General features: G+C 68.2%; 21 protein-coding genes. All 21 read left to right on the top strand.

All coding sequences use genetic code 11. From position 1 onward, the window contains the following. Positions 1-144: 144 nt before the first annotated feature. The 21 genes from AB0J68_RS09615 to rplE all read left to right on the top strand — a co-directional run bounded on the left by AB0J68_RS09615 (position 145) and on the right by rplE (position 17540). Positions 145-4032 (top strand): DNA-directed RNA polymerase subunit beta', encoded by a 3888-nt coding sequence (locus AB0J68_RS09615; protein WP_354858669.1) that lies wholly within the window; start codon positions 145-147, stop codon positions 4030-4032. Between the two features lie 92 nt (positions 4033-4124). Continuing rightward, the gene (locus AB0J68_RS09620; RefSeq protein WP_354858666.1) at positions 4125-4493 is read left to right on the top strand and encodes a hypothetical protein; all 369 of its coding nucleotides are present in this window, start codon (positions 4125-4127) and stop codon (positions 4491-4493) included. 672 nt (positions 4494-5165) lie between these two features. Next, positions 5166-5546, top strand: coding sequence for a hypothetical protein (locus AB0J68_RS09625; protein WP_355139186.1), 381 nt, complete (start codon positions 5166-5168; stop codon positions 5544-5546). 479 nt (positions 5547-6025) lie between these two features. Further along, positions 6026-6400, top strand: coding sequence for a 30S ribosomal protein S12 (gene rpsL / locus AB0J68_RS09630; protein WP_007465318.1), 375 nt, complete (start codon positions 6026-6028; stop codon positions 6398-6400). A gap of 1 nt (position 6401) precedes the next feature. Next, a complete protein-coding gene (gene rpsG / locus AB0J68_RS09635) occupies positions 6402-6872 on the top strand; it encodes a 30S ribosomal protein S7 (protein ID WP_007465317.1) in 471 nt (156 codons plus the stop codon). Positions 6873-6946: 74 nt separating this feature from the next. Then, a complete protein-coding gene (gene fusA / locus AB0J68_RS09640; RefSeq protein ID WP_354858664.1) occupies positions 6947-9043 on the top strand; it encodes an elongation factor G in 2097 nt (698 codons plus the stop codon). A 213-nt stretch (positions 9044-9256) separates the two neighbouring features. Then, positions 9257-10450 carry an elongation factor Tu gene (tuf, locus tag AB0J68_RS09645; protein ID WP_007465313.1) on the top strand — a complete coding sequence of 398 codons (1194 nt, stop codon included), beginning with the start codon at positions 9257-9259 and terminating at the stop codon, positions 10448-10450. 350 nt (positions 10451-10800) lie between these two features. Continuing rightward, entirely contained in the window at positions 10801-11109 is a 309-nt protein-coding gene (gene rpsJ, locus AB0J68_RS09650) for a 30S ribosomal protein S10 (protein WP_007073037.1), read from the top strand. An 11-nt stretch (positions 11110-11120) separates the two neighbouring features. Continuing rightward, a complete protein-coding gene (gene rplC, locus AB0J68_RS09655) occupies positions 11121-11786 on the top strand; it encodes a 50S ribosomal protein L3 (protein ID WP_354823900.1) in 666 nt (221 codons plus the stop codon). Then, positions 11783-12433: a 50S ribosomal protein L4 gene (rplD, locus tag AB0J68_RS09660; protein ID WP_354858661.1), complete on the top strand. Its 651-nt coding sequence runs from the start codon at positions 11783-11785 to the stop codon at positions 12431-12433. The genes rplC and rplD overlap by 4 nt, the downstream gene beginning before the upstream one ends. After that, positions 12430-12732: a 50S ribosomal protein L23 gene (gene rplW / locus AB0J68_RS09665; protein WP_088998352.1), complete on the top strand. Its 303-nt coding sequence runs from the start codon at positions 12430-12432 to the stop codon at positions 12730-12732. The genes rplD and rplW overlap by 4 nt, the downstream gene beginning before the upstream one ends. Positions 12733-12744: 12 nt before the next feature. Further along, positions 12745-13584 carry a 50S ribosomal protein L2 gene (gene rplB, locus AB0J68_RS09670; RefSeq protein WP_007465301.1) on the top strand — a complete coding sequence of 280 codons (840 nt, stop codon included), beginning with the start codon at positions 12745-12747 and terminating at the stop codon, positions 13582-13584. 12 nt (positions 13585-13596) lie between these two features. After that, positions 13597-13878: a 30S ribosomal protein S19 gene (gene rpsS, locus AB0J68_RS09675; protein WP_007465299.1), complete on the top strand. Its 282-nt coding sequence runs from the start codon at positions 13597-13599 to the stop codon at positions 13876-13878. 41 nt (positions 13879-13919) lie between these two features. Next, on the top strand, positions 13920-14378 hold the full coding sequence (gene rplV / locus AB0J68_RS09680) for a 50S ribosomal protein L22 (RefSeq protein WP_007465297.1): 459 nt from the start codon (positions 13920-13922) through the stop codon (positions 14376-14378). Continuing rightward, positions 14378-15247 carry a 30S ribosomal protein S3 gene (gene rpsC / locus AB0J68_RS09685; protein WP_007465294.1) on the top strand — a complete coding sequence of 290 codons (870 nt, stop codon included), beginning with the start codon at positions 14378-14380 and terminating at the stop codon, positions 15245-15247. Before rplV ends, rpsC begins: the two co-directional genes overlap by 1 nt. Before the next feature lie 3 nt (positions 15248-15250). Next, complete coding sequence (gene rplP / locus AB0J68_RS09690) at positions 15251-15676, top strand: 50S ribosomal protein L16 (protein WP_007465292.1); 426 nt, start codon at positions 15251-15253, stop codon at positions 15674-15676. Continuing rightward, on the top strand, positions 15676-15912 hold the full coding sequence (gene rpmC / locus AB0J68_RS09695) for a 50S ribosomal protein L29 (protein ID WP_007465283.1): 237 nt from the start codon (positions 15676-15678) through the stop codon (positions 15910-15912). Before rplP ends, rpmC begins: the two co-directional genes overlap by 1 nt. Then, positions 15909-16187 carry a 30S ribosomal protein S17 gene (rpsQ, locus tag AB0J68_RS09700; protein ID WP_354858656.1) on the top strand — a complete coding sequence of 93 codons (279 nt, stop codon included), beginning with the start codon at positions 15909-15911 and terminating at the stop codon, positions 16185-16187. Before rpmC ends, rpsQ begins: the two co-directional genes overlap by 4 nt. Before the next feature lie 101 nt (positions 16188-16288). Further along, positions 16289-16657 (top strand): 50S ribosomal protein L14, encoded by a 369-nt coding sequence (gene rplN / locus AB0J68_RS09705; protein WP_007073026.1) that lies wholly within the window; start codon positions 16289-16291, stop codon positions 16655-16657. Next, on the top strand, positions 16654-16974 hold the full coding sequence (gene rplX / locus AB0J68_RS09710) for a 50S ribosomal protein L24 (RefSeq protein ID WP_007465276.1): 321 nt from the start codon (positions 16654-16656) through the stop codon (positions 16972-16974). Before rplN ends, rplX begins: the two co-directional genes overlap by 4 nt. Further along, the gene (gene rplE / locus AB0J68_RS09715) at positions 16974-17540 is read left to right on the top strand and encodes a 50S ribosomal protein L5 (protein ID WP_139585969.1); all 567 of its coding nucleotides are present in this window, start codon (positions 16974-16976) and stop codon (positions 17538-17540) included. The genes rplX and rplE overlap by 1 nt, the downstream gene beginning before the upstream one ends. The last annotated feature ends 53 nt before the right edge of the window (positions 17541-17593 follow it).

Consider the following 17593-nt stretch of genomic DNA (forward strand, 5'->3'; position numbering starts at 1 on the left):
GGCCGCGGTGGTGGGGGCCACCCCGGGGCCCGGGGGGGCGCCTTGCTGGGTCTTCTGGGTGTGGGGTGGGGGGGGGGGGGCGGCCGCGCCGGCCCCCGACCCCACCCGAGAATTAGCAGTACAGACGACGACATAGGGGACAGAGTGCTCGACGTCAACTTCTTCGACGAGCTGCGCATTGGTCTCGCCACCGCCGACGACATCCGTCAGTGGTCGCACGGCGAGGTCAAGAAGCCTGAGACGATCAACTACCGCACCCTGAAGCCGGAGAAGGACGGACTCTTCTGCGAGAAGATCTTCGGTCCGCAGCGGGACTGGGAGTGCTACTGCGGTAAGTACAAGCGCGTCCGGTTCAAGGGCATCATCTGTGAGCGCTGCGGCGTCGAGGTGACTCGCTCCAAGGTCCGTCGTGAGCGGATGGGGCACATCGAGCTCGCCGCTCCGGTGACCCACATCTGGTACTTCAAGGGCGTTCCGAGTCGGCTGGGCTACCTGCTGGACCTCGCCCCCAAGGACCTCGAGAAGATCATCTACTTCGCCTCGTACGTCGTGACGAGCGTGGACGCCGAGTCGCGTCACCGTGACCTCTCGACGATCGAGAACGAGATCCTGGCCGAGAAGCGGCAGTCCGAGAACAGCCGCGACTCGGAGATCGAGAAGCGGGCCGCCAAGCTCGAGGCCGACCTGGCCGAGCTGGAGGCCGAGGGTGCCAAGGCGGACGTCCGGCGCAAGGTCAAGGAGGGCGGAGAGCGCGAGATGCGCCAGATCCGCGACCGGGCCCAGCGCGAGATCGACCGCCTGGACGAGGTGCTGGACACCTTCCGCAAGCTGGAGCCGAAGCAGCTGGTCACCGACGAGCTGCTCTACCGCGAGCTGCGCGACCGGTTCGGTGAGTACTTCACCGGTTCGATGGGCGCGGAGGCGATCAAGGCGCTGGTCCAGAACATGGACCTCGACGCCGAGGCCGAGAGCCTGCGGGAGACCATCCGGTCCGGCAAGGGGCAGCGGAAGATCCGGGCGCTCAAGCGGCTCAAGGTCGTGGCGGCGTTCCTGAACACCCGTAACTCGCCGCTCGGCATGGTGCTGGACTGCGTCCCGGTCATCCCGCCGGACCTGCGCCCGATGGTGCAGCTCGACGGTGGCCGCTTCGCGACCTCGGACCTCAACGACCTGTACCGGCGTGTGATCAACCGGAACAACCGCCTCAAGCGGCTGATCGACCTCGGCGCGCCCGAGATCATCGTCAACAACGAGAAGCGGATGCTCCAGGAGGCCGTCGACGCGCTGTTCGACAATGGCCGTCGCGGCCGGCCGGTCACCGGCCCGGGCAACCGCCCGCTCAAGTCGCTGTCCGACATGCTCAAGGGCAAGCAGGGCCGGTTCCGCCAGAACCTGCTGGGCAAGCGCGTCGACTACTCGGGCCGTTCGGTCATCGTGGTCGGCCCGAAGCTCAAGCTGCACCAGTGTGGTCTGCCCAAGCAGATGGCGCTGGAGCTGTTCAAGCCGTTCGTGATGAAGCGGCTGGTGGACCTCAACCACGCGCAGAACATCAAGTCCGCCAAGCGGATGGTCGAGCGTCAGCGCCCGGTCGTGTGGGACGTGCTGGAAGAGGTCATCGGCGAGCACCCGGTGCTGCTCAACCGGGCGCCGACCCTGCACCGTCTGGGCATCCAGGCCTTCGAGCCGCAGCTGGTCGAGGGCAAGGCGATCCAGATCCACCCGCTGGTCTGCACCGCGTTCAACGCCGACTTCGACGGTGACCAGATGGCGGTGCACGTGCCGCTGTCCGCCGAGGCCCAGGCCGAGGCGCGGATCCTGATGCTGTCGTCGAACAACATCCTCAAGCCGGCCGACGGCAAGCCGGTCACCATGCCCACGCAGGACATGGTCATCGGTCTGTACTACCTCACCCACCTCACCCCCGGTGAGAAGGGCGAGGGCCGGGTGTTCAGCTCGGACGCCGAGGCGCAGATGGCCTTCGACAACGGTGAGCTGGGCCTGCAGGCGCCGGTGAAGATCCGCCTGCGTGGCGTGGTCGGCGTCGACAACGGCACCGGCGCCGAGGCGTGGACCGCCCCGGAGGGCTGGGTCGAGGGTGACCCGCTGACCGTGGAGACCACCCTGGGCCGGGTGCTGTTCAACGAGACGCTGCCGCAGGGCTACCGCTTCGTGAACTACGAGATCCGCAAGGGTCAGCTCTCCGCGATCGTCAACGACCTCGCCGAGCGCTTCCCCAAGGTGGCGCTGGCCGCCACCCTGGACGGGCTCAAGGAGGCCGGTTTCCACTGGGCCACCTGGTCCGGCGTGACGATCGGCATGGAGGACGTCATCGCTCCGCCGCGCAAGGCGGAGATCCTGGCGAAGTACGAGAAGGAAGCCGACCGGATCGACAAGCAGTACCAGCGTGGTCTGATGACCGCCGAGGAGCGTCGCGGCGAGCTCATCGAGATCTGGACCAAGGCGACCAACGAGGTCGCCAAGGAGATGGACACCGCGCTGCCGCAGGAGAACCCCCTGTGGGTGATGATCAACTCGGGTGCCCGCGGTAACCTGCTCCAGCTCCGGCAGATCGCGGCGATCCGTGGTCTGGTGGCCAACCCGAAGGGCGAGATCATCCCGCGGCCGATCAAGGCCAGCTACCGGGAGGGTCTGTCCGTGCTGGAGTACTTCATCTCCACGCACGGTGCCCGTAAGGGTCTCGCCGACACCGCGCTGCGGACCGCCGACTCGGGTTACCTGACCCGTCGTCTGGTGGACGTCTCCCAGGACGTGATCATCCGCGAGGAGGACTGCGGCACCGACCGGGCGATCCCGATGCAGATCGGCGAGAAGCTGGACGGCAAGCTCGTCATTCACACCCACGCCGAGACCAGCGTGCACGCCCGGACCCTGGCCGACGACATCAAGGGGCCGGACGGCACCGTGGTGGCCGAGCGCGGCCAGGACATCAACTCCATCGGGGTCGACAAGATCGTCGCCGCTGGCGTGGAGACGGTCCGGGTGCGCAGCGTGCTCACCTGCGAGTCGAAGCTGGGCGTCTGCGCGGCCTGCTACGGCCGTTCGCTGCCGACCGGCAAGTCGGTCGACATCGGTGAGGCTGTCGGCATCATCGCCGCCCAGTCCATCGGCGAGCCGGGTACGCAGCTGACGATGCGTACCTTCCACACCGGTGGTGTCGCGGGTGAGGACATCACCCAGGGTCTGCCGCGTGTTCAGGAAATCTTCGAGGCTCGGGTCCCGAAGGGTAAGGCGCCCATCGCCGACACCCCCGGCCGGATCCGGATCGAGGACGGCGAGCGCTCGCGCAAGATCATCGTGGTGCCGGACGACGGCAGCGAAGAGATCGTCTACGACAAGATCTCGAAGCGCGTCAAGCTCCGGACCCACGACGGCGGTCACGTCGCGGTCGGCGAGAAGCTGACCGAGGGCACCATCGACCCGCACGAGCTTCTGCGGATCATGGGTCCGCGGGCGGTCCAGGTCCACCTGACCAGTGAGGTCCAGGAGGTCTACCGCTCGCAGGGTGTGCTCATCCACGACAAGCACATCGAGATCATCATCCGCCAGATGCTCAAGCGGGTGACGGTCATCGACTCCGGCTCGACCGAGTTCCTGCCGGGTGTGCTGGTTGACCGGGCGCTGTTCGAGTCGGAGAACCGCCGGCTCGTGTCGGAGGGTGGCGAGCCCGCCGCCGGCCGTCCGGTGCTGATGGGTATCACCAAGGCCTCGCTGGCCACCGACTCCTGGCTCTCCGCGGCCTCCTTCCAGGAGACCACCCGGGTGCTGACCGACGCTGCGATCAACTCGCGCAGCGACTCGCTGGTCGGCCTCAAGGAGAACGTGATCATCGGTAAGCTCATCCCGGCCGGTACGGGCATCAGCAAGTACCGCAACGTCCGGGTCGAGCCGACCGAGGAGGCCAAGGCCAAGGTCTACTCGATGACCGGCTACCCGGAGACCGACTACGGGTTCGGGCCGGCCAGCGGGCAGGCTGTGCCGCTGGACGACTTCGACTTCGGGTCGTACCGCTAAGCACCGACACCGACGAGGCCCCCGGCACCTGCCGGGGGCCTCGTCGTGTCCGGACCGACCCGGCCGTCGACCGGGTTGGGCATGATGGAGGCATGACGACCGCACCCGGACAGGTGTCCGTCGCGTCTCAGGGCCTGCGCCACCCGCTGGATCCGGACCCGGCCCGTGCCACGAAGGCGCGGGCGGTCTTCGCGCTGGGGCTGCTCGGCATGTTGACCGGGCTCTTCATCGGCGGGGTGGTGCCGGCGACGGTGGCGCTGCAACTGGCCCGGCAGGCCCGCCGGGAGGCGTACGCCTCGGGGGGTTTCCTGACCGGCGGCGTCTGGCTGCGGCGGGGGGAGCGGTTGGCCTGGACCGGCCTGGCGCTGGTCGCGGTCACCGTGGTCGTCGCCGTGGTGATCGGGGTGGTCCGGCTGGCTGACACGCCGTTCGGCCACGACTACCCGGCGAACATGGACTGACCGTTTCACCGGCCACGCCCAGCGCGGACGGCGCAGCTTCCGGCGGTAGCCTGGCCGGTGTCCGCCGCGCGGCGACGGCGGCCCTGTCGACAGGAGGACCTCGTGACGGAACCGGCGCGGCCCCCGGCGGACGAGCCGGCGGGGCATCCTGACGCGCCGGCCGCGAGCCCGGCCCCCTCCGGACCGGACGACCGGGCCCAACCCGATCCGGACGGGCAGCCCGCCCCACCCGCCGACGTCCCCGATCCGGGTACGCCGCCGTCGGGTTGGGGCGCGCCGCCCCCGCCCGGATGGGGTCCGCCCACGGCCGAGTGGGGCGGGGTCTATCCGCCCGGACACGGCCAGCCCCATCCCGCTTCCGGGGCGCCGCTGCCGCACGCCTGGGGTCAGCCGCCGTCGGGCCCGGGTGCGCCGTCGGGCTGGGGTCAGCCGTCGGGGCCTGCCGCGCCGTCGGGCTGGGGTCAGCCGTCGTTCGGGACTGGTGCGCCCGGGGGTTGGGGGCACCCGCCGGCGGGGGTTGGTGTGCCGCCCGGCTGGGGTCAGCCGCCATCGGGGCCCGGCGCGCCAGCGGGTTGGGGCCAGCCGGCGCAGGGCCAGCCGCCCGGGTGGGGCGTGGCTCCCGCCCGACCGGTGCCGCCGCCCACCGACGACCAGCGGCGGCCGCCGAAGCGGGTGGAGGCGGTGCCCGGCACGCCGTTCGGCGTGGTGTACCTGGACGTGCCGCCGGTCACCTCCGGACTGGCGACCGGGGCGCTGGTGGCGGGCATCGCGTCGATCCTGGTCTCGCTCCTGGTGATCTGCTTCGGGGTGGCCTTCGCAGACGACGGCGGCGTCTGGGCCTCCGGCGCCTTCACCGTTCTGGGGGTGCTGGCGGGGGTGGCGGCGATCGTCACCGGTCTGCTCGGCCGGCGGCAGATCGCCCGGCCGGCCGCGCCGTCGGCGGTACGGTTCACCGGGCGAGGGCTGGCGGTGGCGGGCATCAGCTGCGGCGCGGCGGGTGCGGTGCTCAGCCTGCTGGGTCTGGGTCTGGCGTTGCTGATCACCCTGACGTGAGGCCGTGCGCCGGGTCTGCGGTGCCTGCCCGGGGGCGACGGGTGGTCCGGCGGGGAAGCCGGTACACTTGTGTCCGTAGGTGCCCATCGCGGGCGACGAGGCGGGACGAGATCCGGCCGGCGAGTGTGAGACGGTCGCCGACCCATTCCGTTTTGACCTGGGCGGCTGTGGTAGGTACTCTTTCCCCTTGTGCCCGGGCGTGCCCGGGCAACTCGTGCGTGCGCTGGATCCGGAGTCCGGACGGCGGCACGACAAGCCAGAGATCCGGGGCGGGGCGATCCGCGTGCCGGTGACAGAAAAACCGGTACGCCTGCGAAAGCGTCCGCACCGGGACCGTGAGCTGGGCGACACGCCCGACCGCGGGTGCCGGGGCCTCCGCAAGGTGGCCCTGGTCGGAATGTAGGAGAGCCGGTCATCAGGCCGGCTAACGAGCAGACGGCGCGGCCGCGTACAGCGGCCGAAGGGAGCGGAGAAACCCGGTGCCCACCATCCAGCAGCTGGTCCGAAAGGGCCGTCAGGCCAAGACGACCAAGACCAAGACCCCGGCGCTCAAGGGGTCCCCCCAGCGGCGCGGCGTGTGCACCCGCGTGTACACCACCACCCCGAAGAAGCCGAACTCGGCGCTGCGCAAGGTCGCTCGTGTGAAGCTCAGCAGCCAGATCGAGGTGACCGCCTACATCCCGGGCGTCGGTCACAACCTGCAGGAGCACTCGATCGTGCTCGTTCGCGGCGGCCGGGTGAAGGACCTCCCCGGCGTGCGTTACAAGATCGTCCGCGGCTCGCTGGACACCCAGGGTGTCCGCAACCGCAAGCAGGCGCGCAGCCGTTACGGCGCGAAGAAGGAGAAGAGCTGACATGCCGCGTAAGGGACCCGCTCCGCGGCGGCCACTGGTCGCTGACCCGGTGTACAACTCGCCGCTGGTCACCCAGCTGGTGAACAAGATCCTGCTCCGCGGCAAGCGTCAGCTCGCCGAGTCGATCGTGTACGCGGCCCTCGAGGGCTGCCGCGAGAAGTCCGGCACCGACCCGGTCGTCACCCTCAAGCGGGCGATGGACAACGTCAAGCCGACCCTCGAGGTGCGCAGCCGTCGTGTCGGTGGCGCCACCTACCAGGTTCCGGTCGAGGTCCGCCCCACCCGGGCGACCACCCTGGGCCTGCGCTGGCTGGTCACCTACTCCCGCGCCCGGCGCGAGAAGACCATGGTCGAGCGGCTGATGAACGAGCTGCTGGACGCGAGCAACGGCCTCGGTGCCGCCGTCAAGCGGCGCGAGGACACGCACAAGATGGCCGAGTCGAACAAGGCCTTCGCGCACTACCGCTGGTAACACCCTGGTTCCGGCGCCACCGGGCGCCGGAACCGCCACCAGTTGAGTCGAGACGACGATAAGTAGGGATTGAAGTGGCCGCCGCAGACGCGCTCGCCAAGGTACGCAACATCGGCATCATGGCGCACATCGATGCCGGTAAGACCACGACCACCGAGCGAATCCTGTTCTACACCGGCATCACGTACAAGATCGGTGAGGTCCACGAGGGCGCTGCCGTCATGGACTGGATGGAGCAGGAGCAGGAGCGTGGTATCACCATCACCTCCGCTGCTACCAAGTGTGAGTGGAAGGGCCACACGATCCAGATCATCGACACGCCTGGTCACGTCGACTTCACGGTCGAGGTCGAGCGGTCGCTGCGTGTCCTGGATGGTGCGGTCGCGGTTTACGACGGTGTCGCCGGCGTGGAGCCGCAGACGGAGAACGTCTGGCGGCAGGCCGACAAGTACAACGTCCCGCGCATGTGCTTCGTCAACAAGCTCGACCGGACCGGCGCCGACTTCTTCCGCTGCGTGCAGATGATGATCGACCGGCTGAACGCCACCCCGCTGGTGCTCCAGATCCCGATCGGGCTCGAGGGCGACCACATCGGTGTCGTCGACCTGATCGGCATGCGCGCCCTCACCTGGCGTGGGGAGACTCAGAAGGGTGAGGACTACGCGGTTGAGGAGATCCCGGCCGACCTGGCCGACTCCGCTGCCGAGTGGCGCGAGAAGCTGATGGAGACCCTCGCCGACGTCGACGACTCGGTGATGGAGAAGTACCTGGAGGGCGAAGAGGTCTCCGTCGAGGAGATCAAGGCCGCCATCCGGCGTGCCACCATCGCCGGCAAGGCCAACCCGGTGCTCTGCGGCTCGGCGTTCAAGAACAAGGGCGTCCAGCCCATGCTCGACGCCGTGGTCGACTTCCTGCCGTCGCCGCTGGACGTTCCGGCGATCGAGGGTACGGCCACCGACGGCGAGACCCCGCTGCTGCGTAAGCCGTCCAACTCGGAGCCCTTCTCCGGCCTGGCCTTCAAGATCCAGACGGACAAGCACCTGGGCAAGCTCACCTACGTCCGGGTCTACTCCGGCACGCTCGATTCCGGTTCCCAGGTGGTCAACTCCACCAAGGACCGCAAGGAGCGCATCGGCAAGATCTACCAGATGCACGCCAACAAGCGGGAAGAGCGTCCGTCGGCGCAGGCCGGCGACATCATCGCCGTGCAGGGTCTCAAGCAGACCACCACCGGCGACACGCTCTCCGACCCGGCGAACCCGGTCATCCTGGAGTCGATGACCTTCCCGGAGCCGGTCATCTCGGTGGCGATCGAGCCGAAGACCAAGTCCGACCAGGAGAAGCTGGGCACCGCCATCCAGCGCCTGGCCGAGGAGGACCCGACCTTCCGCGTCCAGCTGGACGAGGAGACCGGTCAGACGGTCATCTCCGGCATGGGTGAGCTGCACCTGGACATCCTGGTCGACCGGATGCGCCGCGAGTTCAACGTCGAGGCCAACGTCGGCAAGCCGCAGGTGGCGTACCGCGAGACCATCCGCCGCAAGGTGGACAAGGTCGAGTACACCCACAAGAAGCAGACCGGTGGTTCCGGCCAGTACGCCCGCGTCATCGTGAGCGTCGAGCCGCTTCCGCTGGACAACGACTCGCCGACCTACGAGTTCGCCAACGCCGTCAGCGGCGGCCGCATCCCCCGGGAGTTCATCCCCTCGGTGGACGCCGGTGCGCAGGACGCGCTGCAGTACGGCATCCTGGCGGGCTTCCCGCTGGTCGGCGTGAAGCTGACCCTGCTGGACGGCCAGTACCACGAGGTCGACTCGTCGGAAATGGCATTCAAGATCGCCGGCTCGATGGTGATGAAGGACGCGGCCCGCAAGGCCGACCCCGCACTGCTCGAGCCGATGATGGCCGTTGAGGTCACCACTCCTGAGGAGAACATGGGTGACGTCATCGGCGACCTCAACTCCCGCCGCGGCATCATCCAGGCGATGGAGGAGCGCAGCGGCGCCCGCATCGTGAGGGCTCTGGTGCCGTTGTCGGAGATGTTCGGCTACGTCGGCGACCTGCGGTCGAAGACCCAGGGCCGGGCTAGCTACAGCATGCAGTTCGACTCCTACGCCGAGGTTCCGCAGAGCGTCGCGAAGGAGATCATCGCGAAGGCAACGGGCGAGTAACTTCCCCGAGCAGGTGATTCGTGGTCGGTCGCGGGTGGTTTCACCCGCCCGCGGCCACCACGATCGGATCGCGTGAGACCGGGCCTGTAGGCTTCATCGCCGCAGAACCCACAAAAGCTCTCCGGCCGCCAGGCCGGAAAGGCTGTCGACAGAGTCCTAAGCGCCGACCGGCGCGCCGGGCGTACGAACCAAGAAGTCCACAGGAGGACACCAGTGGCGAAGGCGAAGTTCGAGCGGACTAAGCCGCACGTCAACATCGGCACCATTGGTCACATCGACCACGGTAAGACGACGCTGACGGCGGCCATCACCAAGGTCCTGCACGACCAGTTCCCGGACCTGAACCCGTACACGCCGTTCGACGAGATCGACAAGGCGCCGGAGGAGAAGGCTCGCGGCATCACGATCTCGATCGCGCACGTCGAGTACCAGACCGAGGCGCGGCACTACGCGCACGTCGACTGCCCCGGCCACGCGGACTACATCAAGAACATGATCACCGGTGCCGCGCAGATGGACGGCGCGATCCTGGTGGTCGCGGCGACCGACGGCCCGATGCCGCAGACCCGTGAGCACGTGCTGCTCGCGCGTCAGGTTGGCGTGCCGTACATCGTCGTGGCGCTCAACAAGAGCGACATGGTCGACGACGAGGAGCTCCTGGAGCTCGTCGAGCTCGAGGTCCGTGAGCTGCTCTCCTCGCAGGAGTACCCGGGTGACGACCTGCCGGTCGTCCGGGTTTCGGCGCTGAAGGCCCTCGAGGGTGACCCCGAGTGGACCGGCAAGCTCCTGGACCTGATGACCGCGGTCGACACCGCGATCCCGCAGCCGGAGCGTGAGACCGAGCGGCCGTTCCTCATGCCGATCGAGGACGTCTTCACGATCACCGGTCGTGGCACCGTCGTCACGGGTCGCGCCGAGCGCGGCATCCTCAAGCCGAACGAGGAGGTGGAGATCGTCGGTATCCGCGAGAAGTCGCAGAAGACGGTCTGCACAGGCATCGAGATGTTCCGCAAGCTGCTCGACGAGGCCCGCGCGGGCGAGAACGTCGGTCTGCTGCTGCGTGGCATCAAGCGCGAGGACGTCGAGCGCGGCATGGTGGTCGTCAAGCCGGGCACCACGACCCCGCACACGGAGTTCGAGGCGACGGTCTACATCCTCTCCAAGGAGGAGGGCGGCCGGCACACCCCGTTCTTCCAGAACTACCGTCCGCAGTTCTACTTCCGGACCACGGACGTCACCGGTGTCGTCACCCTCCCCGAGGGCACCGAGATGGTCATGCCGGGCGACAACACCACCATGTCGGTGAAGCTGATCCAGCCCATCGCCATGGAGGAGAACCTCAAGTTCGCGATCCGCGAGGGTGGCCGCACCGTCGGCGCCGGGTTCGTCACCAAGATCATCAAGTGAGCTAGGTAACCCCGATTAGACCCGCCGCCGGTCGTGCGGCATACTAGTCAGGTTGCGTAACGACAGTTCGTCGCCTGTGTTCGGCTTTCGCTGAACCTCCGGGTGGCGAGACAGTCGAGCGTGGGGTGGTTGGCGGCCCAGTCGCCAACCACCCTCGCACGGCGTTCAGGTCGCGGTAATGCGATCGGCGCCTTGACCCACCGCGCGGTCAGCACCACTCCGGAACCACGGGGCGGAGCCCGGCCCGAGGGCGCGACACGCCCGACCGCGGGGGTCGGCGAAGTGGGCCTGTGCCAGCCGGTACAGGCGCCCGCAACACAGCGGCATCGAGAGAAGGAACAGAAGCCACCATGGCGGGACAGAAGATCCGCATCCGGCTCAAGGCCTATGACCACGAGGTCGTCGACTCCTCGGCTCGGAAGATCGTCGAGACGGTGACGCGCACCGGGGCGCAGGTCGCGGGCCCGGTGCCGCTGCCCACGGAGATCAACCGTTTCTGCGTTATCCGCTCGCCGCACAAGTACAAGGACTCGCGCGAGCACTTCGAGATGCGCACGCACAAGCGGCTGATCGACATCATCGACCCGACCCCGAAGACGGTCGACTCGCTCATGCGCCTCGACCTGCCGGCTGGCGTCGACATCGAGATCAAGCTGTAGGGACCGGACAAATGGACAGGCAAGTCAAGGGGATCCTGGGCGCCAAGCTCGGCATGACCCAGGTCTGGGACAACAACAAGGTTGTTCCCGTGACCGTGGTCGAGGCCGGCCCGTGCGTCATCAGCCAGGTTCGTAGCGCCGAGAAGGACGGTTACTCCGCGGTCCAGCTGGCGTACGGCACGATCGACCCGCGCAAGGTCAAGAAGCCGATCAGCGGGCACTACGCGAAGGCGGACGTGGCGCCGCGCCGGCACATCGTCGAGCTGCGCACCACGGACGCCGGGGAATACTCGCTGGGCCAGGAGGTCACGGTCGAGGAGTTCCCGGCAGGCGTCACGATCGACGTCACCGGCAAGACCAAGGGCAAGGGCTACGCCGGCCCGATGAAGCGGCACGGCTTCCACGGCCTGGGTGCCGGTCACGGCGTCGAGCGCAAGCACCGCTCGCCGGGCTCCATCGGCGCCTGCGCCACTCCGGGTCGTGTCTTCAAGGGCACCCGGATGGCCGGCCGCATGGGTGGCGTGCGCTACACCGTGCAGAACCTCACCGTCCAGGCGGTCGACACCGAGAACAACCTGCTGCTCGTCCGGGGTGCCATTCCTGGTCCCAAGGGCGCGCTGGTTCTGGTCCGTACCGCGGCCAAGAGCAAGGTGAAGAAGGGCGGTGCGGCCAAGTGACCACCGTTGACGTGCGCACCGTCGAAGGCAGCACCAGCGGCTCCGTCGAGCTGCCGGCTGACATCTTCGACGTGCAGGCCAACGTCGCGCTGATGCACCAGGTCGTGGTGGCCCAGCTCGCGGCGGCCCGACAGGGCACGCACAAGACCAAGACCCGCGGCGAGGTCGCCGGTGGCGGCAAGAAGCCGTACAAGCAGAAGGGCACCGGTCGCGCCCGGCAGGGCTCGATCCGCGCGCCGCAGTTCGCCGGCGGTGGCGTGGTGCACGGTCCCGTGCCGCGCGACTACAGCCAGCGGACCCCGAAGAAGATGAAGGCCGCCGCACTCCGCGGTGCCCTCTCGGACCGGGCCCGCGCCGGGCAGGTGCACGTCGTCGAGGCGTTCGTCTCGGGCGAGAAGCCGTCGACCAAGGCCGCACTGGCCACGTTGACCACGCTCACCGAGGCCCGTCGGGTTCTCGTCGTGCTGAGCAGCACCGACGAGCTGAACTGGGTGTCGCTGCGCAACGAGCCGCGGGTGCACCTGATCGAGTCCGGCCAGCTGAACACGTACGACGTGCTGGTGGCCGACGACGTGGTCTTCACCAAGGACGCCCTGGACGAGTTCCTGGGCGTGCCCGCCGAGACCACCGAGGAGGGTGGCAAGTGAGCACGATCGCCGACCCGCGCGACATCATTGTGGCGCCGGTCGTCTCGGAGAAGAGCTACAGCGAGCTGAACCGGAACTGGTACACCTTCCTGGTGCACCCGGACGCGAACAAGACCGAGATCAAGATCGCTATCCAGCAGATCTTCGACGTCCGCGTCCTGACGGTCAACACGCTCAACCGCCAGGGCAAGCGCAAGCGCACCAAGACCGGCTTCGGTCAGCGCAAGGCGACCAAGCGGGCGATCGTGAAGCTGGCTGACGGTGACCGTATCGAGGCCTTCGGCGGCCCGGTCAGCTGAGGGGTGTAGACAATGGCTATCCGTAAGTACAAGCCGACGACGCCGGGCCGACGTGGCTCCAGCGTCGCCGACTTCGCCGAGATCACCCGGTCCACGCCGGAGAAGTCGCTGCTGGCTCCGCTGCCGAAGAAGGGCGGGCGTAACGCCCACGGCCGGATCACCACGCGGCACCACGGTGGCGGTCACAAGCGCCAGTACCGTCTGATCGACTTCAAGCGGGTCGACAAGGACGGCGTGCCGGCGAAGGTCGCTCACATCGAGTACGACCCGAACCGCACGGCGCGCATCGCGCTGCTGCACTACGCCGACGGCGAGAAGCGGTACATCATCGCGCCGAAGGACATGAAGCAGGGCGACCGCGTCGAGTCCGGTCCGGGCGCCGACATCAAGCCGGGTAACAACCTGCCGCTGCGCAACATCCCGGTCGGTACCACGATCCACAACGTGGAACTGCGTCCGGGCGGCGGGGCCAAGCTGGCCCGTTCCGCCGGCGTCGGCATCCAGCTGCTCGGCCGTGAGGGCGCGTACGCGACCCTGCGTATGCCGTCCGGCGAGATCCGGCGGGTGGACGTGCGCTGCCGCGCGAGCGTCGGCGAGATCGGCAACGCCGACCAGTCGAACATCAACTGGGGTAAGGCCGGCCGCATGCGGTGGAAGGGCAAGCGCCCGACCGTCCGTGGTGTCGCCATGAACCCGGTCGACCACCCGCACGGTGGTGGTGAGGGTAAGACCTCCGGTGGTCGCCACCCGGTCAACCCGCAGGGTAAGCCCGAGGGCCGCACCCGCCGTAAGGGCCAGCCGAGCGACAAGCTGATCGTCCGCCGCCGCTACGCCACGCGTAAGCGCGGCTGAGGGAGATAAGACATGCCTCGCAGCCTCAAGAAGGGCCCGTTCGTAGACGACCACCTGCTCAAGAAGGTGGAAGTGCAGAACGACAAGGGCTCGAAGAACGTGATCAAGACCTGGTCGCGGCGCTCGACGATCATCCCGGAGATGCTCGGGCACACGATCGCGGTGCACGACGGACGCAAGCACGTCCCGGTGTTCGTGACCGAGGCGATGGTCGGGCACAAGCTCGGCGAGTTCGCGCTGACCCGCACGTTCAAGGGTCACGAGAAGGACGACCGGAAGAGCCGTCGGCGCTGACGCCGCGGGCATACGGATAGAGGGAACAAGGGGTTACAGCGATGCCAGGAAAGGGCGACGCTCCGGTGCTTCCGGGCGCGCGGGCGGTTGCGCGGCACGTGCGCATCTCGCCGATGAAGGCGCGCCGGGTGGTCAACCTCGTCCGCGGCCTGCCCGCGAAGGAGGCGCTCACGGTGCTGCAGTTCGCGCCGCAGGCTGCGAGCGAGCAGGTGTACAAGGTGCTCGCTAGCGCGATCGCCAACGCGGAGAACAACGAGCGGCTGGACCCCGACGCGCTGCTCGTCAGCGAGGCGTTCGTGGACGAGGGCCCGACGATGAAGCGGTTCCAGCCGCGGGCACAGGGTCGGGCGTACCGGATCCGCAAGCGCACCTGCCACATCACCGTGGCGGTCGAGGCGGTCGCGCCGGCAGCGCCGAGGAAGGCCGCGGCGAAGAAGGCCGCCCCGGCCACGGAGGCCGCACCGGCCGAAGCGCAGAGCAAGACGGAGGACGCCGAGTAATGGGTCAGAAGGTTCACCCCACTGGGTTCCGGCTCGGCATCTCGACCGACTGGAAGTCCCGTTGGTTCGCGGACAAGCTCTACAAGGACTACATCGGCGAGGATGTCAAGATCCGCCGCATGATGTCCAAGGGCCTCGAGCGTGCCGGGATCTCCAAGGTCGACATCGAGCGCACCCGCGACCGCGTCCGCGTCGACATCCACACCGCCCGGCCGGGCATCGTCATCGGCCGTAAGGGTGCGGAGGCCGACCGGATCCGCGGCGAGCTCGAGAAGCTCACCGGCAAGCAGGTCCAGCTGAACATCATCGAGGTGAAGAACCCCGAGTCGGACGCTCAGCTCGTCGCGCAGGGCGTGGCCGAGCAGCTGTCCAGCCGGGTCAGCTTCCGTCGGGCGATGCGCAAGGCCATGCAGTCGGCCATGAAGAACCCGGTCTGCAAGGGCATCCGGGTTCAGGTCTCGGGTCGCCTCGGCGGCGCCGAGATGAGCCGGACCGAGTTCTACCGCGAGGGCCGGGTTCCGCTGCACACGCTGCGGGCCAACATCGAGTACGGCTTCTTCGAGGCCCGTACCACCTTCGGCCGGATCGGCGTGAAGGTCTGGATCTACAAGGGCGACGCGGTTCCGGGCCGGGAGGCTCCGGCCGAGGCCGGTCCGTCGCGCCCGCGTCGTGGTGAGCGCGGCGACCGTCCCGAGCGTCCGCGCCGTGGCCGGTCCGGTTCGTCCGGCACGACCGCTGGTGGCACCGAGGCCGGCCGGGCTGCTGCGACCACCATCGCGCAGCAGGCCGAGACGCCGAGTGGCGAGCCGGTCGACAGCGCTGCTGTCGCCGCGGCGGCTGCTCCGGCAGAAACGCAGCAGGAGGGCTGACAGATGCTGATGCCGCGCAAGCCCCCGAAGGGCTTCCGCAAGCCGCACCACCCGGACCGCAGTGGCGCGTCCAAGGGTGGTAACCGGGTGGTGTTCGGCGAGTTCGGGATCCAGGCTCTCGAGCCGGCGTACGTGACCAACCGCCAGATCGAGTCGGCGCGTATCGCGATGACCCGTCACATCAAGCGTGGCGGCAAGGTCTGGATCACGATCTTCCCGGACCAGGCCCTCACCAAGAAGCCTGCCGAGACCCGGATGGGTTCCGGTAAGGGTTCGCCCGAGTGGTGGGTCGCCAACGTCAAGCCGGGGCGGGTTCTCTTCGAGATGTCCTTCCCCAACGAGCAGATCGCGCGAGAGGCCATGCGTCGCGCGATCCACAAGCTCCCGATGAAGTGCCGCATTGTTACGCGCGAAGTGGGTGAATCCTGATGGCAGCGGGCGTTAAGGCGACCGAGCTGCGTGAGCTCTCCGAGGAGGAGCTGGTCACGAAGCTGCGGGAGGCCAAGGCGGAGCTGTTCAACCTCCGCGTGCAGGCCGCAACCGGGCAGCTGGACAACAACCGGCGGCTGCAGGTCATCCGTCGGGAGATCGCCCGGATCTACACGATCATGCGCGAGCGCGAGCTGGGGCTCTCGGCCGCGCCGACTGAGGTGACTGCATCATGACCGAGAACACCACCACTGACGCCACCCGCGCGCGCCGCAAGGTCCGCGAGGGCCTGGTGGTCAGCGACAAGATGGACAAGACCGTCGTGGTCGAGGTCGAGGACCGGGTTCGGCACGCGCTGTACGGCAAGATCATGCGCCGTACGCGCAAGCTGAAGGTGCACGACGAGCAGAACGCCGCCGGCATCGGCGACCGGGTCCTGATCATGGAGACCCGGCCGCTGAGCGCCACCAAGCGTTGGCGGATCGTGGAGATCCAGGAAAAGGCCAAGTAGCGAAGGCTCGATCTCGCCCGGCGTTGCGTCGGGCGTAGGTTCCGCCAGGCTCCGGCCGGCCGCTACGGCGGCCGGAGAACCGGCAGACATAGGAGATAGACGTGATTCAGCAGGAGTCGCGACTGCGCGTCGCCGACAACACGGGTGCTCGGGAGATCCTGTGCATCCGGGTTCTCGGTGGCTCCGGTCGGCGCTACGCGAGCATCGGCGACGTCATCGTGGCCACGGTCAAGGACGCGATCCCGGGTGCCGGTGTGAAGAAGGGCGACGTCGTCAAGGCGGTCGTCGTTCGCACGGCCAAGGAGAAGCGGCGGCCGGACGGCTCGTACATCCGCTTCGACGAGAACGCCGCCGTCATCATCAAGGACGGTGGGGACCCGCGCGGTACCCGCATCTTCGGCCCGGTGGGCCGGGAGCTGCGGGACAAGCGGTTCATGAAGATTATTTCCCTCGCGCCGGAGGTGTTGTGACCGTGAAGGTCAAGAAGGGCGACACGGTCGTCGTCATCGCCGGCAAGGACAAGGGTGCCAAGGGCAAGGTCATCGCGGCCTACCCGCGGCAGGACAAGGTCCTGGTCGAGGGCGTGAACCGGGTCAAGAAGCACACCCGCATCAGCACCACCCAGCGTGGCGCCAAGACCGGCGGCATCGTCACCCAGGAGGCCCCGATCCACGTCTCGAACGTGCAGGTCCTGGACTCCGACGGCAAGCCGACCCGCGTCGGTTACCGGATCGACGACAACGGCCAGAAGGTCCGCATCGCGCGTAGCACCGGTAAGGACCTGTGATGACCACGGCTACCGAAAAGACCATGCCGCGCCTCAAGGAGCGGTACCGCAACGAGATCGTGGCCCAGTTGCGTGAGCAGCACAGCTACGGCAACCCCATGCAGGTGCCGCGGCTGGTCAAGATCGTCGTCAACATGGGTGTCGGCGAGGCTGCTCGCGACGCCAAGCTGATCGACGGCGCGGTCCGCGACCTCGCCACGATCACCGGCCAGAAGCCGCAGGTGCGGCGGGCGACCAAGTCCATCGCGCAGTTCAAGCTCCGCGAGGGCATGCCGATCGGCGCGAAGGTGACCCTTCGTGGCGACCGGATGTGGGAGTTCCTGGACCGGCTGCTGTCCATTTCGCTGCCGCGTATCCGCGACTTCCGCGGTCTGGACGGGCGCAAGCTGGACGGGCACGGCAACTACACGTTCGGTCTGACCGAGCAGTCCGTGTTCCACGAGATCGACCAGGACCGGATCGATCGGCAGCGGGGTATGGACATCACGGTGGTCACGACCGCCACGACTGACGACGAGGGTCGGGCGCTGCTCAAGCTCCTGGGCTTCCCGTTCAAGGAGAACTGAGATGGCCAAGAAGGCGCTGATCATCAAGGCGGCCGCGAAGCCGAAGTTCTCGG

Source organism: Micromonospora sp. NPDC049580 (genome assembly GCF_040675595.1).
In the GTDB taxonomy this organism is placed as follows: Bacteria; Actinomycetota; Actinomycetes; order Mycobacteriales; family Micromonosporaceae; genus Micromonospora.